The organism is Enterobacter sp. BNK-29 (assembly GCF_048684785.1).
GTDB lineage: Bacteria > Pseudomonadota > Gammaproteobacteria > Enterobacterales > Enterobacteriaceae > Enterobacter > Enterobacter cloacae_M.
This window is the reverse complement of record NZ_JBLQTU010000004.1, coordinates 373,800-397,072: the sequence shown is the minus strand read 5'-3', so window position 1 is coordinate 397,072 and position 23,273 is coordinate 373,800. Positions and strand designations below refer to the sequence as shown.

Genomic DNA, 23,273 nt, shown 5'->3' with positions numbered 1-23,273 from the left:
AACATTGAAAATTTCACAGTACAGCATAATTGGCCTCCTTATATATTCAGTAGGTTAATGGATGAAGGGAGTGTAGCGGGGGAAAAGGGGTTTGGCTAGTGGGGGACGAATCTAATTCCCTCTCCCGAAGGGAGAGGGACCGGTCGTAATGAATTAAATCGAGGTACGGCGATAGCTGCGGTATTCAGGTTTCCAGAAGTTGTCGTCGATGGCCTGCTGCAGCGCGTCGGCAGAGGTTTTCACCGCCACGCCCTGCTGCTGCGCCATTTTACCTACCGCAAACGCGATAGCGCGCGACACCTTATGGATGTCTTTCAGCTCCGGCAGCACCAGCCCTTCACCGTTGTTGACCAGCGGCGAGTAGCCCGCGAGGGTTTCGCTCGCCGACATCAGCATCTCATCTGTAATGCGGGACGCGCCGGAGGCGATCACGCCCAGACCAATACCCGGGAAGATGTAAGAGTTGTTGCACTGGGCGATCGGATAGGTTTTATCCTTCCACACCACCGGGTCGAACGGGCTGCCGGTCGCAACCAGCGCGTTACCTTCGGTCCAGGCGATGATGTCCTGCGGCGTCGCTTCCACGCGGGAGGTCGGGTTGGAAAGCGGCATCACGATAGGGCGTTCGCAGTGCTTGTGCATCTCGCGAATGATCTCTTCGGTGAAGAGGCCGGTTTGCCCGGAAACGCCGATCAGAATATCCGGCTTCACGTTGCGCACCACGTCCAGCAGGGAAAGGACTTCGTTGTCGGTATCCCAGTTTTTCAGGTTCTCGCGCTTCTGCACCAGCTTGTTCTGGAACGGCAGCAGGTTCGGCATAGCGTCGGTCAGCAGGCCGAAACGGTCAACCATAAAGACGCGGGAGCGGGCCAGCTCTTCGCTTAAGCCTTCGCGCTGCGTCTGGGCGATGATCTGCTCGGCGATGCCACAGCCCGCAGAGCCTGCGCCCAGGAAGACGATTTTCTGGTAGCTCAGCTGGCTGCCTGCTGCGCGGCTGGCGGCGATAAGCGTACCCACGGTCACGGCTGCGGTGCCCTGGATGTCGTCGTTAAAAGAGCAGATTTCATCGCGATAGCGGTTCAGCAGCGGCATCGCGTTTTTCTGCGCGAAGTCTTCAAACTGCAGCAGAACGTCCGGCCAGCGGTGCTTCACGGCCTGGATGAAGTCGTCGACAAACTGATAGTACTCGTCGTCGGTAATGCGCGGATGGCGCCAGCCCATATAGAGCGGATCGTTGAGCAACTGCTGGTTGTTGGTCCCGACGTCCAGCACCACCGGCAGGGTATACGCCGGGCTGATGCCGCCGCAGGCGGTGTAGAGAGAGAGTTTACCTATTGGGATCCCCATCCCGCCAATGCCCTGGTCGCCGAGGCCGAGAATACGTTCGCCGTCGGTCACCACAATCACTTTGATATTGTGGTTCGGCACGTTCTGCAGAATATCGTCCATGTTGTGACGGTTCTGATAGGAGATGAAAACCCCGCGTGAACGACGGTAGATCTCTGAGAAACGCTCGCAGGCCGCACCCACCGTCGGGGTGTAGATCACCGGCATCATCTCTTCGAGATGGTTCTGCACCAGGCGATAGAAGAGGGTTTCATTGGTGTCCTGAATGTTGCGCAGGTAGATGTGCTTGTCGATTTCGGTTTTGAAACCCTGATACTGGATCCACGCACGCTCCGCCTGTTCTTCAATGGTTTCAACCACTTCTGGCAGTAAACCCAGCAGGTTAAAGCTGCTGCGCTCTTCCATGCTGAAGGCGCTGCCTTTGTTGAGCAGGGGGAATTCGAGTAAAACCGGTCCGGCGTATGGGATGTATAAGGAACGATGTTTTTTCAGTTTGTTGTCCATGTCACTCACTCTTTTTATGAAGATCCGTCCCTGACACTGCTGTTTGTCATCTTTCTGGCCTGTGCGATGGGGTGCGGTCAGGCGGTATTATAAAGGAGCTAAATATTAATTACCGCAACACATAAACAAAAACACCATCGGGATTACCGATGGTGTTCTGGATCTCAGTCTGGAACTTACTTGCCGGCGTGGCGTTTTCTGCCGGTGGCGTGCGTGACCTGCGTTTCGTGGTCGCCTTCAATCACCACTTTACGCTGATTTGAAAGCTTGTAGTTCAGTCCCAGAATATGGCGTGCCTGACGGTTCGATTTCATGTTAACTCCTCAATCCTGTTGATAGTTTTAAGGACCAGTTTGCTTACGCAAACGAAATGTAACCCCTTAGGTTGCAGATCCAGCTTAGCAGGTTTTTACAAGGGTGCGTTTTGCCCGCTGACGACGTAGTTAATAGTCTGCTGGTAGATGTCACTGAGGATGTCATTATCCGTGGATTCCACCCATTTGGTCAGTTCCATCAAAATGTCATCTTCAGTCACAGCACCGTGCTCGGCGTGAAGACCCTGCGCAATCGCGTTAACGAGTTCAGGTTGTGCTGCTGCGGTATTAGCCGGGTAATAAGTAAACATGCTGCCTCCGTGTCGTTGTCTGTTTAATGGTACGGCTCGCAAAAAATTTAATTCATAAACAGAATGGCAAATATTTTCCCGGTTGTGGTTCAGATTCATCTTAGAAATAAAAATGACATAAGTGCATGCTTTTATGCACTTTTAAAAGGTGTGGCTATATCGACGGGTAACGGCGGGGATATTTTGGCGGGGCTCCTGCTATCGCGGAAATATAGCAGGAGCCGTTTTTAAATTACCACTTCATTTCGCCAGTATTCACTTTGGCGCTTAATTCCAGCGAGCTTTCATCAGCCAGGCCCGGATACTGTTTTTTCAGGGTATTGATAACGCCTGCGGAATCTTTATGCGCGGCTAAAGCCTTTTCAAAGCGCTGCAGATAGTCGCGGGTAAACTCAATCGCGCCAGTACCCGCTGGTGGGGTGCCCAGATAGTGGCCCGGGATCACGCGCTCAGGTTTATGCGCGGCCATATTCTCCAGCGTTTCCTGCCACTGCTTGCGGCTTTCCGGCGTCTGGGTGTCTGCCGTCCAGACGTGAATACCCCAGGCTACCCCGGTGCCGCCGAGGATCGTTTTTGCTGACGGGATCCACACATAGGCCGCGTAGCTGTCTGGCTGCTCGATATCGACCTTTTCCCCGTCAACCATGAACGTGGTGGAGGCAAGCACCTGCGGGACAACCAGCTCCGTTGGCGCGCCGTCCTTCATCTGCGGCCCCCAGAAGGCGAGCTTGGCGTCTTTGGTGGCTTTAATATGGTCAACCACATGCTGTGTGGCCACCACTTTGGCATTCGGGAAGGCTTTGACCAGCGGCTGCAGGCCAAAATAGAAATCCGGATCGCCGGAGGTGATCACAATCTTATTCAGGGTTTTACCGCTGCGGCGGATTTTTTCTACCAGCGCTTCGCCATCCTTGACGCTGAACTGCGCGTCAAACAGCACCGCCTCTTTCGGGCCGGAAACCAGCGTGGAGGAGACCGGGAAAATGCCTTTTTCCTGCGGGTTATAGGTATCGATGGTCAACGGCGCGGCAAAAATCGCCGGCGTGAAAAGGCTGGAAAGCAGGGCAAGGTGAGTGAATTTCATGCTGTTGTCTCTGTTGTTCAGGAATGTCTCTATTGTACGGATATTCGCATTTGCCAGAATTCCTGAAACAAGACATGCTTAGTTTCATAAATCGAGCAAATGGAGCTTTTATGGATCGCGTTATCGCCGCTCAGGTCTACAACCGGATATGCGAGCTGGGCAGTTTGAGCGCGGCGGCCCGCGCGTTGGGCATTTCCCGACCGATGGTGAGCCGCTACCTTGAACAAATGGAGAAGTGGGCGGGAACGCGGCTGGTAAACCGCTCCACGCGCAAGCTGACGCTGACCGCGGCAGGGGAAAAGGTGCTGCAAAAAACGCGGACGCTCTCGCAGATTTCGCAGGAAATCGAGGGCCAGTCGGAGAAAGATCTGCCGTCCGGCACGCTGCGGGTGGCCTGCGCCCATTTTACCGCCATGCACCTGATTGCGCCGGTCCTGCCCGGTCTGCTCTTGCGCTACCCGCAGCTGCGCATCGAGCTGGACGTGAATAACCACCCGGTCAGCCTGGTGGGAGAGCGCATTGATGTCGCCGTGCGCATTACCGACAACCCCGAACCCGGCATGATTGCCCGCCGGCTGGGGGAATGTCGCTCGGTGCTCTGCGCCTCGCCGGCGTATCTGGCACAGCACGGTATCCCCGTCAGCCCCGAAGAATTAGCGCAGCACAACTGTCTGCACTACAGCTTTTTCGCCGGGCAGTCCTGGCACTTTCTGACGCCGGAAGGGGAAAACCTGAGCGTGGCCGTCAGCGGCAACCTGAGCGCCAGCATCTCTTCGCTGTTGATGGACGCGGCGATTAAGCACTGCGGCATCGCTATGCTGCCGGAGCGCGAAGCGTCTGCCGCGCTGGAACTGGGATTACTGGTGCCGGTGCTGGAGGCGCTTGAGCCGAAACCGCTTGCCATCCATGGCATTTATCAGTCCCGGGAATACCAGCCTGCCGCGCTGCGCGTGTTCCTTGACGAAGTGTCGCGCTACCTGGCATAAGAAGGGATTACTTCGCCTTTAGCCAGGGAGACGTCGTGCTCCAGAAAATAATATCGGCACCGAGATAACTTTCGCCGAAGCGGACAAATTCCGCTTTGGTGAACGGTTTTCCGGTCTGAGGATCCTTATAGGTCAGGGTCGGTTCCTGAACCGCCATGGCGATGAGCGGCAGCGTCTGTTTATTTTTATTAAAGAAGGGATAGGCATTCTTCATGTGTGCCTTGCGGTTGGGAACAATGTCCGGCCCACCCAGGCCGATATTGTTGGCGCTGGCATACGCAAACAGACGCCCCATGTAGTTGTGGTCATTATCCCATTCGCACGGCCAGAAGTTCACGTACTGCACCACGTGTGATTTCTGAAAAGCCTTTCGCGCAAAGGCCAGGTTTTCCATTTCACCCGCGAAATAGCTGTCGCAGGTAAATCCGGCGGGCGGATTTTTTCCGTCGATATCAATGGCGGTTTCGGGCAGGTTTACACCATACACCTCGCCATCAAAGCGTTTCGCGAGGGCGGCCAGCAGCGCCTGATAGCGCTGGCGTACGGCAGGATCCCACTGACGCGCCACCCACCCTGAACCGACCGGCTTGCCTTCGCCGGGGTTATCGAACTGCGGCGCAATCCCGCCACCGTACTGCGTGTCGCGCATCAGATAGTCCGGAACGTAGCGGGCGTCCGGCTCAAAGAAACGATCCTGGATTTGAATGAAGAGCTTTTTTCCGGCGGCATTTACACGCGCCAGATCCTGTTCAATCCGCGAGAAGTCATAGCTGTCCTTCTCGGGTTCCAGCAGGCGCCAGTTGTAAACGATCTGCACGCCGCCGATATCGCTTCGCGCAACGAGCGGAAACGCTGCGTCGAGATCGCCAGAGCTGGTATAGATAAAGTTCTCCGGCGTTTTCGCCAGTGAAGAGAGCGACAGAGCCAGCGTGGTCACGGCAACGGCCATCCTGATTTTTAGCGCCATATCATTATCCTTTTTGTTGGTACAGCAGGTGAAAGTCCCGGAATTGTCTGTGTTCCAGGGAGGGGCAGATGCGTAGTCTATACTTAACCCTTTGTAAGCCAAAAGGAGAGCAAGAATGACTATTCATAAGCACGGTTCGGCACACTGGTCTGGCGACATTAAGCGCGGAAAAGGAACGGTTTCCACCGAGAGCGGCGTTCTCAATCAGCAGCCTTATGGTTTCAATACCCGCTTTGAGGGTGAAAAGGGGACCAACCCCGAAGAGCTGATTGGCGCGGCACATGCGGCCTGCTTCTCAATGGCGCTGTCGCTGATGCTCGGGGAAGCGGGCTATACCGCCGATTCCATTGATACTACCGCGGACGTCTCTCTGGATAAAACCGACGGCGGCTTCGCCATCACTAAGGTTGCCCTGAAAAGCAAGGTAACCGTTCCCGGCATCGCCCCGCAGCAGTTCGACGGCATTATTCAGAAAGCAAAAGCGGGCTGTCCGGTCTCGCAGCTCCTGAAAGCTGAGATTACGCTGGACTATAAGCTTAACTAAGCCCCAGCCGGGTTCGCGCCCGGCTACCCCTTCAGCGCGGCGGGGAACACCTCCGCCAGCCAGGCGATAAATACCTTCAGCCTGTGCGTCAAATGCCGGTTCTGCGGGTAAACCACATGAAACGGATAGGCGGCAGGGCGCCAGTCGCCCAGGATCGCCGCCAGCGTTCCCGCCTGCAAATACGACTTTGCCGAATACTCAAAGGTTTGAACGATCCCCAGCCCCGCCGCGGCAGCCGCCAGATGGGCATTACTTTCATTGACGCCGAGATAGTGCGGAATGTTGATTTCCAGCGCCTCGCCGTTCTGCCGGAAGCGAAACGGAAACGGCCGTCCGGTGACGGGAGATAGATAGCTAATCAGCTTGTGGCCGTTGCGCAGCTCCTGCGGATAGGCCGGGACGCCGTGATTTTTCAGGTAACCCGGCGTCGCGCAGGTGACCATTTCGGCGTTACCGAGATGACGGGCGATGAGGGTCGAGTCGTCCAGGGGCCCGCCGCGGATCACGCAGTCTACGTTACCGCTGATGAGATCGACCGGCCGGTCGGCCACGCCAAGGTCGATGCGGATATCCGGGTAGCGCTGCATAAATTCCGGAAGCAGGGGAATGAGCACGTCCCGGGCGGTGGACCCTCCCACGTCAACCCGCAAATGCCCTTTTGGCGTCGCGCGGGAAACGCGAAACGAGGTGTCGATATCTTCGATATCAATCAGCACCCTGAGCGCTTTTTCATAGTATTCCATCCCTTCAGGCGTCGCGACCACCCGGCGAGTGGTGCGGTGCAGAAGGCGTATCTCCAGGTGCGACTCAAGCGATTTGACCAGCTTGCTCAGCGTGGCGATCGGCATATTCAGCGAGTCCGCCGCGCGGGTAAAGCTGCCAGACTCCACGACCCGCGTAAAGGCGCGCATCGCCATGAGCTGGTCCATAATGACCTCGAATTATTTCTGTGTGTGAATAGTCATTTTCATTTTTGCCTGTTTTTCACTAATGCCGCAAGGGCTAAAGTTTGTTCAACGCGAGCGAAAGCGCGCACCGCAAACACAACAAAAGGTAAATGACATGAACACGACTCTCTCAGGAAAAATCGCACTGGTCACCGGCGGCAGCACCGGTATTGGTCTTGCCACGGCGCAGGAGCTGGCGGCGCAGGGCGCGAAGGTTTATATCACCGGTCGTCGTCAGGCCGAACTGGACGCCGCGGTAGCAGAGATTGCTTCTGACGCCGTGGGCATTCGCGCGGACGTTTCAAAGCTTGCCGACCTGGATGAGGTTTATGCCCGGATAGCCAAAGATGAAGGCCGTCTTGATATCCTGTTCGCCAATGCCGGTGGCGGCGATATGCTGCCGCTGGGCGCGATCACCGAAGAGCAGTTTGACCGGATTTTTGGCACCAACGTCCGCGGAGTGCTGTTCACGGTGCAGAAGGCGCTGCCGCTGCTCTCCGCCGGATCGTCGATTATTCTGACCGGCTCGACGGTGTCCATTAAAGGGACGGCCAACTTCAGCGTCTACAGCGCCAGTAAGGCCGCCGTGCGCAACTTTGCCCGCTCCTGGGCGCTGGATTTGCAGGGCCGCGGGATCCGCGTCAACGTGGTGAGCCCGGGCCCGATCAAAACGCCAGGTCTCGGCGATCTGGTGCCGGAAGAACACCGTCAGGGGCTGTACGACGCGCTGGCCGCCCAGGTACCGCTGGGGCGCTTAGGCGCGCCGGGCGAGGTGGGTAAAGCGGTGGCGTTTTTGGCCTCCGACGCGGCCAGCTTTATTAACGCCATCGAGCTGTTTGTGGACGGCGGAATGGCGCAAATCTAATCCAGACTGCGCCAGCATCGGACGTTACGGCCCTCGCGTGAGGGCTGTAGCGGCTGCGGGCGTTCACACCCCTGCGTTGCCATCGGGCAACGGTCGCGGAAAAAACAGCCTTCGGGCAGATGACGGTTGCCGGGAAGTTCCGTTTTGCGTAACGCCAGATTTTCATCCAGCGGTTCACCGGTGCGGGGAACCGAGTCGAGCAGCAGACGGGTATAGGGATGGCGCGGCTCGCAAAGGACCTGCGCGGCGCTGCCCAGCTCCACAATCTGCCCAAGGTACATCACCGCCACCCGGTCGCTCATGTGTCTGACCACCGAGACGTTATGCGAGATTAACACGTAGGTCAGATTACGCTGCTGTTGCAGGTTCACCAGCAGGTTGAGGATCTGCGCCTGCACGGAGATATCCAGCGCGCTGGTGGGTTCATCAAGCACGATAATATCGGGATCGGACGAGAGCGCCCGGGCGATGGCGATGCGCTGGCGCTGGCCGCCGGAGAAGGCGTGGGGAAGCCTGTCGAGGTATTCCGGGCGAATGCCCACCTGCAGCGCCAGATCCTCCGCCAGCTGACGGCGCTCGCGCTCGCTGCTGCGTTTTTGCACCCACACCGGCTCGGTGATGATGCGCCAGACCGGCAATCGCGGATCGAGCGAGGAGAGCGGATCCTGAAACACCATCTGCATGCCGCCCGCGTGGTGCGCCCGCTGGCACGCGCCGGTGCTGGGCTTAAGCATGCCCATCAGCAGCTGGGCCAGCGTGCTTTTCCCGCAGCCGGATTCCCCGACGATACCCAGCGTTTCCCCCCGATGGATCTGAAGATCGAGCCCGTTGAGGGCATGGACCTGTTCCGTTACCCGGCCCAGCCAGTTTTTGCGCGCCGCAAAGTTCACGTGCACGCTATCCAGTTCCAGCAGTACATCAGACATGGTGTTTCTCCCGTTGTGGATACCAGCAGGCAGCCTGTTGGCCCTCTGCACCGTTGGGCTGTAAGCGCGGCGTTTCGCTGCATTTCGCCCCGGCGGCAAAGCAGCGCTCGCGGAAGGCGCAACCCTGCGGAAGCTGGCTGAGGTTGGGCACCGTACCGGGGATGGCGGGAAGCAGGTCGCGCGGCTGACCGTTTTCCGGCGCGCACCGCAGAAGGCCGATGGAGTAGGGATGCACGGGTCGGTGGATCAGCGTTTGCGTGGCACCGCTCTCGATCACGCTCCCGGCATACATCACGTACATTCTGTCGCAGAGCTGCGACACCACGGCCATATCGTGGCTGATAAATAACACCGAGGTCCCGCTGGCCCGCGCCTTATGCTTCAGCAGGCGCAGCACCTGGAGCTGGACGGTGACGTCCAGCGCGGTGGTCGGTTCGTCGGCGATAATCAGCTCCGGCTCGCAGGAGAAGGCAAGGGCGATCATCACCCGCTGGCGCATGCCGCCGGAGAGTTCAAACGGATAACGCTCCATGACCTGCTTCGCGTCCGGGATTTGCATCTCTTCCAGCAGGGTAATCGCCTTCTGCTGTGCCTCGCGCCGCGAAAGCGGCTGATGCTGGCGGATCACCTCCACCATCTGTTTGCCAATCCGCCGCGTCGGGTTGAGGGCGGTCATCGGCTCCTGAAAAATCATCGCCACTCGGGCACCGCGCCACTGGCGAAGCTGCTTCTCGGACGCCGTCAGGACGTTTTCACCGAGTAACTTCACCTGTCCGTGATGAATACGGTAGCTGCCCTCGGGCAGCAGCCGCATGGCGAGCATGGCGGTCACGGATTTACCCGAACCCGACTCGCCCACCACGCCGACGATTTCACCCCTGCCGATCTCCAGCGAAACGTGGTTCAGCGCGTGGACCTCACCGCGAAAAATCGGGAAGCTCAGGTGCAGGTCCTCAATACGTAATACCGGTTCGGTCATTACTGTTTTCCTCCCGATTTCGGATCCAGCAGGTCGCGGATACCGTCGCCAAACAGGTTAAAGCCTACGGCGGTAATCAAAATAGCCGCACCGGGAAAGGCGCAGTACCACCACTGGTCCAGGACGTAGTTACGGCCAACGGCCACCATCGCGCCCCATTCGGCGGTCGGCTGCTGCGCACCCAGGCCGATAAACCCCAGCGTGGCGGCCATCAGAATGGCGCTGCCGATGTCCAGCGAAGCCTGCACAATCAGCGGCGGCAGGGCGTTGCGCAGGATATGCCAGCGGATCAAATGCCAGCGGGACGCGCCAAACGTGCGGGCGGCCTGAACGTAGGTAAACTGGCGCACCACCAGGGTTTGCCCGCGCGCCAGGCGGACGTAAAACGGGATGCGGACAATCGCAATCGCCAGCATGGCGTTGAACAGGCTCGGACCGAGCGCGGCGGCCAGCGCCATGGTCAGCACCAGGGAGGGAATGGAGAGCATGATATCCATCACCCGCATGATGATGGCGTCGCCGCGCCCGCCCAGAACGCCGGAAAAACAGCCCAGCAGTGAGCCAATGCCGCCCGCAATCGCCACCACCGCCAGCCCGGCGGTAATCGACTGCTGGCTGCCCGTCAGCACGCGGCTGAACAGGTCGCGTCCCACCTCGTCGGTACCAAACCAGTGTTGTGCTGACGGCGCCTGCAGGCGGGCGGTCAGATCCAGCGCGTTCGGGTCATGCGGCACGATCCACGGTGAAGCCACCATCAGGAAGAGCATCGCAATCATAATGACGCCGCCAACGATCGTGAGCGGGCTTTGACGCAGCATCCAGAACAGCTTTGCCCAGTTGATGCGTCGTCCGGCGGTTTTAGCCGGGACGAGCGTTTCCTGCGTTAACATCATTCGGCACCTCCGCGCCCGATTCGCGGGTCAATCCACAGGTAAAGCAGATCGACCACCAGATTAACCAGCACGTAGGCCAGCGAAACGACGACGGCAAAGCCCATCACGGCAGGGAAATCGAGCGCCTGAATGGACGTCACCACCCAGGCGCCCATGCCCGGCCAGGCAAAGACGGTTTCGGTCAGCACGGCGCCGTAAAGCAGATCGCCCAGCGCCAGCCCGAGCACGGTAATGGACGGGATCATCGCATTCGGCAGGGCGTAGCGCAGGACGATGTACCAGCCGGGCAGCCCGCTGGCGCGCGCGGTGCGGATGTAGTCCTCGCTGAGCTGCTCCAGCATCGCCGAACGAACCTGGCGCGCTACGATCCCCAGGTGAACAAACGCCAGCGTCAGCGAGGGCAAAATCAGGTGCTGAAGCGCGTTGAAAAAGACCTCACCGTTGCCCTCGAGCAGTGCGTCCAGCAGATAAAAGCCGGTGACGTGCGTCGGCGGATCGAGCCAGTCGTCCAGCCTGCCGCCGCCCGGCAGGATCTGCAGGTGCCCGTAGAACAGCACGATGACGCCCAGCCCGAGCCAGAAGGCCGGCGTGGAGATCCCGGTCATCGCCATTAAACGCACCAGGTGATCCAGCCAGCGGTTGCGGTACACCGCCGACAAAATCCCCAGCGGCACGCCGATGACCAGCGCCAGCAGTAGAGAACAAAAGGCCAGCTCCAGCGTGGCGGGGAAAAGGGCCTTCAGGTCTTCCGCGACCGGGCGTCCGGTACGGATAGACGTGCCTAAATCGCCGTGGGCAAGAGCGTCCACGTAGCGGCCAAACTGAACATACAGGGGCTGGTCCAGCCCTAGCTGCTGGCGGATGTTCTGCACGATTTCGTCGCTGGCGCGGTCGCCGGCCAGCAGACGGGCCGGATCGCCGGGGATCAGGTGTGAAATAATAAAGGTGATAATACAGACACCGGCCACCACCAGGATTAACCCCCAGCAGCGCTGGCGCACTATGCTCCAGAACGTCATACGCTTTCCCCCGGCGAGAACCGTTATTTGCTCATGGTGGCGATGTTGAACACCTGCTCGAGCATCGGATTAAAGGTGAAGCCTTTGACCTCTTTGTTCATCGCCAGCTGGTAGTTTTTCTGGAACAGATAAACGTAGGCCGCCTCGTCGATAACCACCTTTTGCGCCTGCTGATAATCTTTGGTGCGTTCCGCCTGGTCGGTGGTTTTCAGCGCGGCCTGCAGGAGCGAATCGACCTCTTTGTTCTCATAGAACGAACGGTTGCCCGGCAGCCCTTTTTTGTCCGATTCAAACCAGTAGTTCATGAACATGTACGGGTCGGCAAAGTCCGGGCTCCAGTTGCCGATGGCAATGTCGTAATCGCCTTTTCCGACGCGGTCGCGCATGGTGGCATTGGCCAGTTTTTCCAGCTTGACGCTAATACCGATCTTGCCGAGGCTGGCCTGAGTGGAGAGGGCGATAGGCTCCCAGTTCGGGTCGTTATCCGAGTAGAGGAAGGTCAGGCTGGCGGGTTTGTCTTTGACCTTCTCCAGCGCCGATTTTGCTTTGGCCTCATCGAAGCTGTACTGCATTGCCGTGGCGTCAAAGCCCCACATGCCTTCCGGGATCGGGCCGCGCATCTGCTTGCCGTTGCCGCTCAGGATGCCTTTCACCATGCCCTGGTAATCCGTCGCCCAGGAGATGGCCCGACGTAAATCCACCTGATTGAGCGGCGCTTTGCTGTTGTTGAGATAGAGGTAAGTCACGCGCAGGGACGGGTATTCCGCGACGGCGACTTTGCCTTCCTGCTTCAGCGCTGCGAGCTGATCGACCGGCAGGGAATCGGCAATGTCAAGATCGCCGCGGGAAAGCTGCAGTCGGCGCGAGGCGCTCTCACCGATAATTTTCACCGATACGCGCTTAAAGTGCGGCTTTTCACCCTGCCAGTGAGGGTTAGGGACCAGAATCAGCTGCTGGCCTTTCTGCCAGCTTTTCAGCATAAACGGCCCGGAACCGGCGGTGTTTTGCGCCAGAAAACCGCGCGCATCGTCCGCCGCATTGGCCTTCAGCACCGCCGGGTTAATAATGGACGCCCCGTCGTTTGCCAGCGTGTAGAGGAAAGGCGCGAAAGGCTGGCTGAGGGTGAACTTCACCGTATGGTCATCGACGGCATCAACTTTCAGGTCTTTCGGGAAGGCTTCAGACGGCCCCTGGCCGAGCTTCAGCAGGCGCTCAAAGGAGAGTTTTACCGCCTCGGCGGTGACCGGCGTGCCGTCGGAAAATTTCGCGTTATCCGCCAGGGTAAAGGTCCACTCTTTCTGGTCTTCAGACGCCTTCCAGCCCGTCGACAGATCGCCTTCCACCTCGGTAGAGCCCGGCTTGTACTTGACCAGACGCTGGTAGGACGGATAGGTGACGGTCCAGTCGTTGTTATCAATGGTGATGGCAGGATCGAGCGTTTGCGGGTCGGCGGCTTTACCGATCGCCAGCATGTCTTTCGGAACGGCAGCCAGCGCCAGCGGGGCGCTCAGGGCCAGCGTGGCGGCGATCAGGGTCGAGACAAGCGATGTTTTCATGGCAGTGCTCCAGGTTTAAAGAGAAGTGTGCGTCAGGGGAAAACAGGCAAAACGGTCGTCAAGCAGCGGGTAGCTGGCGGCGTTCGGCAGTTCGAAGTGCCACCATTCGCTGCTGATACCGACAAAACCACCGCCGAACATGATGGCGTTCAACAGCAGACGGTTGCGCTGGGCGTGCGGCGGCACGGAAGGGTGATACGGATGCGAGCGGTCGTGCATTTCGTCAAAACCGGCACCCATATCCAGCACGGCGTTATGTTCATCCATCAGGGTGACGTCGATGGCCGTACCGCGGCTGTGATTGGAGCCAATCGCCACGTCGACCACGTATTCCGGGTTCGGGCAGGCATCCCACAGCTGGGCCTGCGCCTGCTGCGGCCGATAGGCGTCGTACACCACCAGCTTCAGCCCGGCCAGCGAGGCAATGCTGATGGCTTTTGCCAGCGCGGTGGCGGCATCGGTATGCAGCAGGCACAGCGCCTCCTGATAGATCGGACGGCCGGTGATGTTGTCGGCGGTGGCGTATTTCAGATCGATATGCAGCGTGGGAAACGTCTTCGCCACATCAATCAGTTCACTCTCTTCGGGCATAGCTCCGCTCCTTTAGCGTTCGAATTGACCAAACTCTTGTTGTAATTGCCGGTTTACCGCCAGACGCGCCGGGAGCGCATCACCCAGCGCTTCCACCACGCCCGACAGCAGCAGGTTGAACAGACAGCTCACGGGGGCAAGCGAATCCCAGAAGTGACCGGTATCGGTTTTCACCTGCAGTAAATCCATCGGGTAATCCCGCGCCCACGGGCACCAGATGTCGGTGATTAAGGCCAGCGGAATGCCTTTCTCGCTGGCGACGCGGCAGTACTGACGGGCCATCGCGGAGTAGGTGCGCGTATCGGTCAGCACGACGTACGGGTGTGAAAACCCCGAGTTGAGGGATTCCACCCAGCTGCCGGAAGCGCCTTCTGAATAGCTCACGCGCGGGCGGAGGTACTCGAGGTGGCTGAAGAAGGCGTTGGCAATCCCGCGCGTGGACTGGATCCCCAGCACGAACACCGCGTCGGCGTGGGCGAGGTTGTGCACCACCTGACGGAAGGCGTCCGTTTGCGCCAGCTGGTACACCTGCGTGATGGCATCCACTTCCAGCGACAGGGCATGCTGAAGGCGGCTGGAAAGGGGGCGCTGCTGCTGCCAGGAGTCCAGCCGCTCGTTCATACCCCAGGGCTGATACGGATCTCGCAGGCTCTTTTTGGCATCTTCCAGGTTGCGATACCCCAGCTTGCGCAGGAAGCGTCCGACGGTAATTCCGCTGGTCCCGCTCGCCTGACCGATGCTCTCCGCCGTTTCAAACGGGATTTGCGCGGCGTGCGCCAGCAGCCAGCTTCCGACCCGCTTTTCGCTGGGCGTGAGCTGGCTGAACGTCGCTTCGATACGGCTTAACACCTCAGGTTTCGTCGTCATACCGCCTCGCTGTTAACAGGCTGTCAATGGCCGAATTTTTGTTACCTGGTTAACAATGCATGACGCGTGCCATGTTCACAGGGCGGGTGAAACCCGCTGTGCAGTAAACTTCATGCAATATTTGTTTAACCAATGATCAACATTTGTGCAGCGTAGTTCACTTTTGGTGCACTGTCTGACGCGGCAGGTATGAATTTGGTGAATACGTCAGTCCGTTCACATTTTTGATAAGATAGATGTACTGTGAATATAAAAGGGATCCCGGCATGGCAAATCTGCCCTGGCGAGTCAGCGTGCGCCTGATGGCGCTTGCAAAGAAAATAGGGATTGTCGTCGGGATCGTACTGGTCGTCCTGCTGGCGGTTAGGGTCTATCTCTCGCAGCAGGGACCGGAACTGCACCTCTGGCATACCTGGCGGGCCGATGAGATGTCCGTGCGCGAGATGGATAACGCCAATTTTGCCGGGTATATCGCCCGGGAAAACGCCATTTTCGCCGATCTTGATAATGCGGTGACGGCGAAAACAGAGGGCGAGGAACGCACGCCGTTAAACCGCTATTATCGCCAGAGCCTGGTGTGGCCGGGACAGTTTACGCCCGATGCCAACCGCTCCTTTGTGCTGATGCCTGCCGGAAAGCCGCGCGGCGCGGTGGTGCTGCTGCACGGTCTGACGGACTCGCCTTACAGCGTCCGACGCCTTGCGGTGAACTATCAACAGCACGGCTTTGTGGCCGTGGTCCCGCGCCTGCCCGGGCACGGCACCGCGCCCGGCGCGCTGACGGACGTTGACTGGGAGATGTGGCTCGCGGCGACGCGTCTTGCGGTGCGGGAGGCCACGCGTCTGGCGGGCGAGGCTGCGCCTTTGCATCTGGTGGGTTACTCCAACGGCGGGGCGCTGGCGATGAAATATGCCCTCGATGCGCTGGACGCGCCTTCTCTGCGTAAACCGCAGCAGGTGATACTGCTCTCACCGATGATTGGCGTGACGGCCTTTGCGAGGTTTGCCGGTTTCGCCGGGTTACCGGCGCTGCTGCCGGCGTTTGCCAAAGCGGCGTGGCTGAATATCTCTCCGGAATATAACCCGTATAAATATAACTCGTTCCCGGTGAACGCCGCCCGCCAGTCATGGCTTCTGACGAAGGCCCTGCAGGAGCAAATCGGCCGCGAGGCGCGTGACAACAGGCTGGCGAATTTGCCGCCGATCCTGGCGTTCCAGTCGGTCATGGATTCCACGGTCAGCACCCGCGCGGTGGTGACCGGCCTGTTTGACCAGCTTCCGGCAAACGGCAGCGAGCTGGTGGTGTTTGACATCAATCAGGCAGCCAGCTTCCGTCCGCTGTTCAAACCGTCGTCGTGGACGGCAACTTCGGCGCTGCTTCCGGTTGCGCAGAGACGTTACGGTGTCACGATTATTACCAATGCCAGCGAGCATAGTTTCTCGACGGTGGCGAAAATCACTCCGGCAGGCAGTACCCGGGAGACGGTCGTGCCGCTTGCGCAGGCCTGGCCGCAGGATGTCTATTCGCTGTCGCACGTTGCGGTGCCGTTCCCGCCGGATGACGATCTCTATGGCCGTGAGCCTGGGGTGAAAAACCGCTACGGCATCAGCCTGGGGACAATTGCGCTCTGGGGCGAAACCTCCGTGTTGAGCGTCGGAAAAGAGGCGCTGATGCGGGTCACCTCGAACCCGTTTTACGACTATATGCAGGAGAGGATCGACAGCCGAATTGGCAACGGGGAAAAGTAACGTTCCCCTGTGGTGTGAATATGTTAGGTCGCATTGATTAAGTATGTTAAATAGTAACTTCAAGGCACCTCTCTTTCTCATCGGAACCCATTTTTGTGCTGACGACTCTGATTTACCGAAGCCAGTTGAATTTATCCCGCCCCTCCACCGAGCTGCGGGAACTGGTGGAGCGCGCCCGGATCCGCAATGCCAGTCTGAATATCACCGGGGTTCTGCTCGCAAAAGGCAGTGACGTGCTGCAAATACTCGAAGGGTCGGAAGAGAGCGTGCTTAAGCTGTTCCATAAAATCCGTGACGACAAGCGGCACAGTGGAGTGGTTGAGCTGATGCGGGACTATGGCCCGCGCAGACGCTTCGAAAACGTCGGTATGCTGCTGTTCGATCTGCAGACGCAGTCACCGAAAGAGGTGCTGCAGTCGGTTCTGAATTACAGCAAGCTGGAAAGCTATCTCACATCCGATGACCGGGTGTTCAAATTTATCCAGACGTTTATCACGGGTAAACGTCCGGCCCTGTCGGGTGCACGCTACGTACCTGAAAAATGGACGCTTTCACCCGAGGCGTTGCCCTTTGGCGAACACCTGGGGCTGATGGCCAACCAAACCTGTCAGTTTGCGCTCCAGCCCATCGTTGAGCCCTCGGAAGGGAAGATCAGTTCGCTTGAAGCCCTTATTCGCGGCAACGAAGGCGGCAGCCCGGAGCATTTCTTCAGCGCCCTCGACCCGGACAAAATCTACGAAGTCGATCTCCAGACGAAAGCGTATGCCTTTGCTCTCGCGGAAAAGCTGGGCATTGGCAGCCATAAGATTGCGGTAAACCTGCTGCCTATGTCGCTGGTGAATGTCCCCAACGCCGTGGAATTTCTGGTCAGCGAGATAAAAAAACATGGCCTTCAGCCGGAGCAGGTGGTCATTGAAGTGACGGAAAGCGAGATGATCTCCGGCTTCAACCAGTTTAATAGCGCCATTAAGCAGCTTCGCGGTGAGGGGATTGGCCTGGCGATCGATGATTTCGGTTCCGGCTATGCTGGTCTTTCGCTGCTGACCCGCTTCCAGCCGGATAAAATTAAGATCGACCGGGAGATAGTCAGCGATATCCACCTCAGCGGTCCGAAGCAGGCGATTGTGCGCTCAATCGTCAGCTGTTGCTCCGATCTCGAAATTACCCTGGTGGCCGAAGGGATCGAGAAGATAGAGGAGTGGTGCTGGCTCGAGTCTGCCGGGATCCGCCGCTTCCAGGGCTTTCTGTTTGCCCGCCCGCAGCTTAATGGCGTCGGTGATATTCACTGGCCGCATCTGGTGCGTTAGCCAATTTTCCTCCCGCGTTATTTCCCCTTCGCCCTGCCTGTGTTTAAATAGCTAAAACGGTTTAACATAGTTTAGCTACGAGGATCACATGAAAAAAATCTGGGTACTTGGCGATGCGGTGGTGGATTTGCTGCCCGAAGGAGAAGGCAGATTGCTGCAGTGTCCCGGCGGCGCACCGGCAAACGTTGCGGTCGGTATTGCCCGGCTGGGCGGCCAGAGCGCCTTTATCGGCAGGGTTGGCGACGATCCCTTCGGGCGCTTTATGGCGAAAACTCTCGCTGACGAGCGGGTCGATGTGAAGTTTTTGCGCCTTGACCCGGCGCACCGCACCTCAACGGTGGTGGTCGATCTGGATGACCAGGGCGAACGCTCGTTTACCTTTATGGTGCGTCCGAGCGCCGATCTGTTTCTCGAATCCGCCGATCTGCCGATGTTCAGCGCCGGGGAGTGGCTGCACGTCTGTTCCATCGCATTAAGCGCAGAGCCGAGCCGTTCCGCGACGTTTGAGGCGATGGCCGCCATTCGTGAGGCGGGCGGTTACGTCAGCTTCGACCCCAATATTCGCCCGGATCTCTGGCCGGATGAGAACGCGCTGCGCCGCTGCCTGGAGCTGGCCCTGCAGAGCGCCGACGTGGTGAAACTCTCCGTTGAAGAGCTGGCGTTTTTAACCGGAGATGCAGAGGTGAACGTCGGTCTGGACGCGCTGATGCTGCGCTGCCCGGCGCGTCTGGTGCTGGTCACCCAGGGAAAAGAGGGGGTAATCGCCTGGCATGACGGCGCCGTGGAGCACTATCCGGCAACGCCTGTAGAGTGCGTCGATACCACCGGCGCGGGCGATGCTTTCGTGGCGGGGCTGCTCTACGGGCTGGCTGCCGGGCAGGACCTGACGCCGGTCATCGCCTTAGCCCAGCGCTGCGGCGCATTAGCCACCACGGCCAAAGGGGCAATGACCGCATTACCCTGGCAGCACGATCTGTAATTCCCTCCTTCACTGGCCGCCATCCGGCGGCCTGAATTGTCGCCTCGATCACACTTACTAAAACGGTTTAGCAAAAAAGATTGCCGATCCAAAATTCAGAGGTTTAGTATCAGCAACCTAAACCGGTTTAGCAATTTAGCACGTTTAATGACTTCTTTTAGGGATGCGACAAAATGTATAAAAAACGCAGACTTGCCGTGATGATAGGCATGCTGGCCGGAAGTACCTCTGTTTTTGCCCAGACGGATATGACAAGTATCGAAGCGCGTCTTGCCGCGATGGAGCAGCGCCTCCAGGCGGCGGAAACGCGTGCGCAGGTGGCTGAAAAACGCGCCACCGATGCAGAACAAAAAACGCAGCAGCTGGTTGCCGCCCAGCAGCAGACGCAAACGACCACCCAGGCGGTGGCGCAGCGCACCACCGCGCTGGAGAAGAAGGCGGATCAAAGCAGCGGGTTTGAGTTCCACGGCTACGCCCGTTCGGGCCTGCTGATGAACGATGCGGCCTCCAGTAGCAAAAGCGGTCCTTATCTGACCCCGGCCGGAGAAACCGGCGGCGCGGTAGGGCGTCTGGGTAATGAAGCCGACACCTACGTCGAACTGAACCTGGAGCACAAGCAAACTCTGGATAACGGGGCCACCACGCGCTTCAAAGCGATGCTGGCCGACGGTCAGAGAACCTATAACGACTGGTCAGCCGATACCAGCGATCTCAATATTCGCCAGGCCTTCGCGGAGCTGGGCAATCTCCCTGATTTTACCGGCGCGCTGAAGGGCAGCACCTTCTGGGCGGGTAAACGCTTCGACCGCGACAACTTTGACATTCACTGGCTGGACTCCGACGTGGTGTTCCTCGCCGGTACCGGCGGCGGCGTCTACGACGTGAAATGGAACGATTCGCTGCGCAGCAACTTCTCCATCTACGGCCGCAACTTCGGCAGCGTGGAGCAGACCGACAATAACGTTCAGAACTATATCCTCAGCATGAACCACTTCGCCGGACCGTTCCAGCTGATGGTGAGCGGCCTGCGTGCGAAGGATAACGACGACCGTAAAGACACCAACGGCGATCTCATCAAAACCGACGCCGCCAATACCGGCGTTCATGCCCTGGTCGGCTTGCACAACGAGAGCTTCTACGGCCTGCGGGAGGGGACGGCCAAAACGGCGCTGCTGTACGGTCACGGGCTGGGTGCGGAAGTGAAAAGCATCGGTTCCGACGGCGCACTGCTGTCTGAGGCGGATACCTGGCGTTTCGCAAGTTACGGTGTCACGCCAATCGGCGGCGGCTGGAGCGTTGCGCCCGCCGTCCTGGCGCAGAGCAGTAAAGATCGCTACGTGAAGGGCGACAGCTATGAGTGGGTAACGCTCAACACCCGCCTGATTAAAGAGGTGACGCAGAACTTCGCCCTGGCGTTTGAGGGAAGCTATCAGTACATGGATTTAAATCCGGAAGGCTATAAGGACCGCAACGCCGTTAACGGCAGTTTCTACAAGCTGACCTTTGCGCCAACGTTAAAAGCGAGCAAAATCGGCGATTTCTTCAGCCGTCCGGAGCTTCGTCTGTTTGCCACCTGGATGGACTGGAGCAGCAAACTGGATCATTACGCCAGCGATGATGCCTTTGGCAGCAGCGGCTTCAACGCCGGCGGGGAATGGAACTTTGGGGTCCAGATGGAAACCTGGTTTTAACCCATCACGCTCCCGCTTTGCGGGAGCGTTTCGCACATCATAAAAAGAAGTCAGGCAGAGGTATCTATGGATTTTAATCAAATCGCCCGCGAGCTTATTCCGCTGCTCGGTGGCAAGGAAAATATCGCCAGCGCGGCGCACTGCGCAACGCGTCTTCGTCTGGTGCTGGTCGATGACGCGCTTGCCGATCAGCAGGCGATCGGCAAGGTCGACGGCGTAAAAGGCTGTTTTCGTAACGCCGGACAGATGCAGGTGATTTTTGGCACGGGCGTGGTCAATAAGGTCTACGCCGCGTTTATTCAGGCGGCGGGGATTAGCGAATCCAGTAAATCGGAGGCCGCGGACCTGGCGGCGCGCAAGCTGAACCCGTTCCAGCGCATTGCCCGTCTGCTCTCCAACATCTTTGTCCCGATCATCCCCGCGATTGTGGCCTCCGGCCTGCTGATGGGTCTGCTCGGCATGGTGAAAACCTACGGCTGGGTCAATGCGGATAACGCCATCTACATCATGCTGGACATGTGCAGCTCCGCGGCGTTTATCATTCTGCCTATTCTGATCGGCTTTACCGCCGCGCGGGAATTTGGCGGCAACCCGTATCTCGGCGCGACGCTGGGCGGCATTCTGACGCACCCGGCGCTGACCAACGCCTGGGGCGTGGCCTCCGGCTTCCACACCATGAACTTCTTCGGCCTTGAGATCGCGATGATTGGCTATCAGGGCACGGTGTTCCCGGTGCTGTTGGCCGTCTGGTTTATGAGCATCGTGGAGAAAAATCTGCGCCGCGCGATCCCGGACGCGTTAGATCTGATCCTGACGCCGTTCCTCACCGTCGTTATCTCCGGCTTTATCGCCTTGCTGATTATCGGCCCGGCGGGGCGCGCGCTGGGCGACGGCATCTCCTTTATCCTGAGCACGTTAATTGAACACGCGGGCTGGCTGGCCGGGCTGCTGTTCGGCGGGCTTTACTCGGTGATTGTGATCACCGGTATTCACCACAGCTTCCACGCGATTGAAGCCGGGCTGCTGGGCAACCCGTCGATTGGCGTGAACTTCCTGCTGCCGATCTGGGCCATGGCGAACGTGGCGCAGGGCGGCGCCTGTCTGGCGGTGTGGTTCAAAACCAAAGATGCCAAAATCAAAGCCATTACCTTACCGTCGGCGTTTTCTGCGATGCTGGGCATCACCGAAGCGGCCATTTTTGGTATCAACCTGCGCTTCGTGAAACCGTTTATCGCCGCGCTGATCGGCGGCGCGGTGGGCGGGGCCTGGGTGGTATCTGTCCATGTTTACATGACCGCCGTTGGGCTGACCGCTATTCCGGGCATGGCCATCGTGCAGGCCAGCTCGCTGCTCAACTATATTATCGGTATGGTGATTGCCTTCGGCGTGGCGTTTACCGTCTCACTGTTGCTGAAATATAAAACGGACTCTGAATAATGACGTTACCTTCCCGCTGGCCTGCGATCCTGCAGGCCGTTATGAAAGGTCAGCCGCGGGCGCTTGCGGATAGCCACTATCCGCAGTGGCACCCCGCGCCGGTGACGGGGCTGATGAACGATCCCAACGGGTTTATCTGGTTTGCCGGCCGCTACCACCTGTTCTATCAGTGGAATCCGCTGGACTGCGAGCATCGGTTTAAATGCTGGGGGCACTGGAGCTCTGCGGACCTGGTGCACTGGCAGCACGAGCCGCTGGCGCTGATGCCGGATGAAGAGTATGACCGCAACGGCTGCTACTCCGGTAGCGCCGTGGACAATCACGGCGTTCTGACGCTTTGCTACACCGGCAACGTTAAATTTGATGACGGCAGCCGCACGGCCTGGCAGTGCCTCGCCGTGGAACAGCCGGACGGGACCTTTACGAAGCTGGGGCCGGTGCTGGCGCTGCCGGAAGGCTACACCGGACACGTGCGCGACCCGAAGGTGTGGCAGCACGACGGGATGTGGTACATGGTGCTCGGCGCGCAGGATGTGCAAAAGCGCGGCAAGGTGCTGCTGTTTACATCCGCCGATTTGCACGCCTGGACGTCCTGCGGGGAAATCGCCGGTCACGGCGTCAACGGCCTGACGGACGCGGGGTATATGTGGGAGTGTCCGGACCTGTTCGCGCTCGACGGAACGCACATCCTGATCGGCTGTCCGCAGGGGCTGGCGCGCAAGCCGCATCGCTATCTCAACACCTATCCGGCTACCTGGATGAGCGGGACGTTTGACTATGAAAACGCCGCATTCGATCACGGCGAGCTGCACGAGCTGGACGCGGGCTTTGAGTTTTACGCTCCGCAAACGACGCTGGCGGAAGACGGCCGACGCATTCTGATCGGCTGGATGGGCGTACCGGACGGAGAAGAGATGCTTCAGCCAACCCGGGCGCACGGCTGGATGCACCAGATGACCTGCCCGCGCGAATTACGCTATCGCGACGGCAGGCTCTTGCAGACCCCGGCGCGCGAGCTGGCGGCGCTGCGTGAAGATGAGCAGCGCTGGCAGGGGCGCGCCAGCGAGGCGCCGGACCTGGACGCGACGCGCCTGGAGTTTGAGCTGAGCGCATCGCAGGTGAACGTCGATTTTGGCGGCGCGCTGCGTCTCACGGTCGATGAGCAGGGTATACGTCTTGAACGCGCGAGCCTGAAAACCGGTGAAACGTTGACCCGCTACTGGCAGGGCGACGTCACTCATTTACGCGTTCTCTGCGACAGCTCCAGCGTTGAAATCTTCATCAATCACGGTGAAGGAGTAATGAGCAGCCGCTATTTTCCTGACCATCCGGCCCGGGTGCGATTCGAAGGTGCGTCCGATATCACATTACGCTACTGGTCGCTGCGCGCCTGCATGATAGAATGAGGGTT

22 protein-coding genes are annotated in these 23,273 nt (G+C 58.8%); 9 read left to right on the top strand and 13 right to left on the bottom strand.

The features are described 5' to 3' along the window. Positions 1-153 precede the first annotated feature (153 nt). From ACMGGX_RS21510 to ACMGGX_RS21495, 4 genes are all read right to left on the bottom strand, one after another. Positions 154-1,851, bottom strand: a complete 1,698-nt coding sequence (locus tag ACMGGX_RS21510) for an NAD-dependent malic enzyme (RefSeq protein ID WP_023311897.1) — start codon at positions 1,849-1,851, stop codon at positions 154-156. A 176-nt stretch (positions 1,852-2,027) separates the two neighbouring features. Then, on the bottom strand, positions 2,028-2,165 hold the full coding sequence (gene sra / locus ACMGGX_RS21505; RefSeq protein ID WP_008501714.1) for a stationary-phase-induced ribosome-associated protein: 138 nt from the start codon (positions 2,163-2,165) through the stop codon (positions 2,028-2,030). Positions 2,166-2,260: 95 nt separating this feature from the next. Next, positions 2,261-2,476: a biofilm-dependent modulation protein gene (gene bdm / locus ACMGGX_RS21500; RefSeq protein ID WP_013096534.1), complete on the bottom strand. Its 216-nt coding sequence runs from the start codon at positions 2,474-2,476 to the stop codon at positions 2,261-2,263. 232 nt (positions 2,477-2,708) lie between these two features. Beyond that, positions 2,709-3,560, bottom strand: a complete 852-nt coding sequence (locus tag ACMGGX_RS21495) for a Vmh family MBL fold metallo-hydrolase (protein ID WP_420298964.1) — start codon at positions 3,558-3,560, stop codon at positions 2,709-2,711. A gap of 110 nt (positions 3,561-3,670) precedes the next feature. Between ACMGGX_RS21495 and ACMGGX_RS21490 the strand changes: the two genes are divergently transcribed. Continuing rightward, complete coding sequence (locus ACMGGX_RS21490; RefSeq protein WP_420298963.1) at positions 3,671-4,546, top strand: LysR family transcriptional regulator; 876 nt, start codon at positions 3,671-3,673, stop codon at positions 4,544-4,546. Positions 4,547-4,553: 7 nt separating this feature from the next. On the opposite strand, the gene ACMGGX_RS21485 is transcribed toward ACMGGX_RS21490, so the two are convergent. After that, entirely contained in the window at positions 4,554-5,513 is a 960-nt protein-coding gene (locus tag ACMGGX_RS21485) for a hypothetical protein (RefSeq protein ID WP_420298962.1), read from the bottom strand. Between the two features lie 115 nt (positions 5,514-5,628). On the opposite strand from ACMGGX_RS21485, the gene ACMGGX_RS21480 reads away from it, so the two are divergent. Next, positions 5,629-6,057, top strand: a complete 429-nt coding sequence (locus ACMGGX_RS21480; protein ID WP_023311893.1) for an OsmC family protein — start codon at positions 5,629-5,631, stop codon at positions 6,055-6,057. Positions 6,058-6,080: 23 nt separating this feature from the next. Here the strand turns inward: ACMGGX_RS21480 and ACMGGX_RS21475 are convergent, their stop codons facing one another. Further along, positions 6,081-6,986 carry a LysR substrate-binding domain-containing protein gene (locus ACMGGX_RS21475; protein WP_420298961.1) on the bottom strand — a complete coding sequence of 302 codons (906 nt, stop codon included), beginning with the start codon at positions 6,984-6,986 and terminating at the stop codon, positions 6,081-6,083. A gap of 133 nt (positions 6,987-7,119) precedes the next feature. Here ACMGGX_RS21475 and ACMGGX_RS21470 point away from each other — a divergent pair, with 133 nt between their 5' ends. After that, positions 7,120-7,869 (top strand): SDR family NAD(P)-dependent oxidoreductase, encoded by a 750-nt coding sequence (locus ACMGGX_RS21470; protein WP_047647659.1) that lies wholly within the window; start codon positions 7,120-7,122, stop codon positions 7,867-7,869. Here ACMGGX_RS21470 and ACMGGX_RS21465 read toward each other — a convergent pair. From ACMGGX_RS21465 to ACMGGX_RS21435, 7 genes are read right to left on the bottom strand one after another with little or no spacing between them, the layout of a single operon-like run. Next, positions 7,866-8,795, bottom strand: a complete 930-nt coding sequence (locus tag ACMGGX_RS21465; RefSeq protein WP_420298960.1) for an oligopeptide/dipeptide ABC transporter ATP-binding protein — start codon at positions 8,793-8,795, stop codon at positions 7,866-7,868. The genes ACMGGX_RS21470 and ACMGGX_RS21465 overlap by 4 nt on opposite strands. Then, the gene (locus tag ACMGGX_RS21460) at positions 8,788-9,774 is read right to left on the bottom strand and encodes an ABC transporter ATP-binding protein (protein WP_033145622.1); all 987 of its coding nucleotides are present in this window, start codon (positions 9,772-9,774) and stop codon (positions 8,788-8,790) included. The genes ACMGGX_RS21465 and ACMGGX_RS21460 overlap by 8 nt, the downstream gene beginning before the upstream one ends. Beyond that, positions 9,774-10,667 carry a D,D-dipeptide ABC transporter permease gene (ddpC, locus tag ACMGGX_RS21455; RefSeq protein WP_420298959.1) on the bottom strand — a complete coding sequence of 298 codons (894 nt, stop codon included), beginning with the start codon at positions 10,665-10,667 and terminating at the stop codon, positions 9,774-9,776. Before ddpC ends, ACMGGX_RS21460 begins: the two co-directional genes overlap by 1 nt. Then, positions 10,664-11,686 (bottom strand): ABC transporter permease, encoded by a 1,023-nt coding sequence (locus ACMGGX_RS21450; protein ID WP_420298958.1) that lies wholly within the window; start codon positions 11,684-11,686, stop codon positions 10,664-10,666. The genes ddpC and ACMGGX_RS21450 overlap by 4 nt, the downstream gene beginning before the upstream one ends. Before the next feature lie 23 nt (positions 11,687-11,709). After that, positions 11,710-13,242: an ABC transporter substrate-binding protein gene (locus tag ACMGGX_RS21445; RefSeq protein WP_420298957.1), complete on the bottom strand. Its 1,533-nt coding sequence runs from the start codon at positions 13,240-13,242 to the stop codon at positions 11,710-11,712. Between the two features lie 15 nt (positions 13,243-13,257). Further along, the gene (gene ddpX, locus ACMGGX_RS21440; protein WP_023311885.1) at positions 13,258-13,833 is read right to left on the bottom strand and encodes a D-alanyl-D-alanine dipeptidase; all 576 of its coding nucleotides are present in this window, start codon (positions 13,831-13,833) and stop codon (positions 13,258-13,260) included. Positions 13,834-13,845: 12 nt separating this feature from the next. Then, positions 13,846-14,700, bottom strand: a complete 855-nt coding sequence (locus ACMGGX_RS21435; RefSeq protein ID WP_069302862.1) for a MurR/RpiR family transcriptional regulator — start codon at positions 14,698-14,700, stop codon at positions 13,846-13,848. A 266-nt stretch (positions 14,701-14,966) separates the two neighbouring features. Here ACMGGX_RS21435 and ACMGGX_RS21430 point away from each other — a divergent pair, with 266 nt between their 5' ends. From ACMGGX_RS21430 to ACMGGX_RS21405, 6 genes are all read left to right on the top strand, one after another. Next, positions 14,967-16,448, top strand: a complete 1,482-nt coding sequence (locus ACMGGX_RS21430; protein WP_348561182.1) for an alpha/beta hydrolase — start codon at positions 14,967-14,969, stop codon at positions 16,446-16,448. Between the two features lie 95 nt (positions 16,449-16,543). Further along, the gene (locus ACMGGX_RS21425) at positions 16,544-17,755 is read left to right on the top strand and encodes a diguanylate phosphodiesterase (RefSeq protein ID WP_348561181.1); all 1,212 of its coding nucleotides are present in this window, start codon (positions 16,544-16,546) and stop codon (positions 17,753-17,755) included. Between the two features lie 88 nt (positions 17,756-17,843). Next, a complete protein-coding gene (locus ACMGGX_RS21420; protein WP_420298956.1) occupies positions 17,844-18,734 on the top strand; it encodes an aminoimidazole riboside kinase in 891 nt (296 codons plus the stop codon). Positions 18,735-18,907: 173 nt separating this feature from the next. Continuing rightward, positions 18,908-20,425, top strand: coding sequence for a carbohydrate porin (locus ACMGGX_RS21415; RefSeq protein WP_133549058.1), 1,518 nt, complete (start codon positions 18,908-18,910; stop codon positions 20,423-20,425). Positions 20,426-20,491: 66 nt separating this feature from the next. Continuing rightward, positions 20,492-21,862, top strand: coding sequence for a sucrose-specific PTS transporter subunit IIBC (locus ACMGGX_RS21410; protein ID WP_048974816.1), 1,371 nt, complete (start codon positions 20,492-20,494; stop codon positions 21,860-21,862). Next, entirely contained in the window at positions 21,862-23,268 is a 1,407-nt protein-coding gene (locus tag ACMGGX_RS21405) for a sucrose-6-phosphate hydrolase (protein WP_420298955.1), read from the top strand. The genes ACMGGX_RS21410 and ACMGGX_RS21405 overlap by 1 nt, the downstream gene beginning before the upstream one ends. The last annotated feature ends 5 nt before the right edge of the window (positions 23,269-23,273 follow it).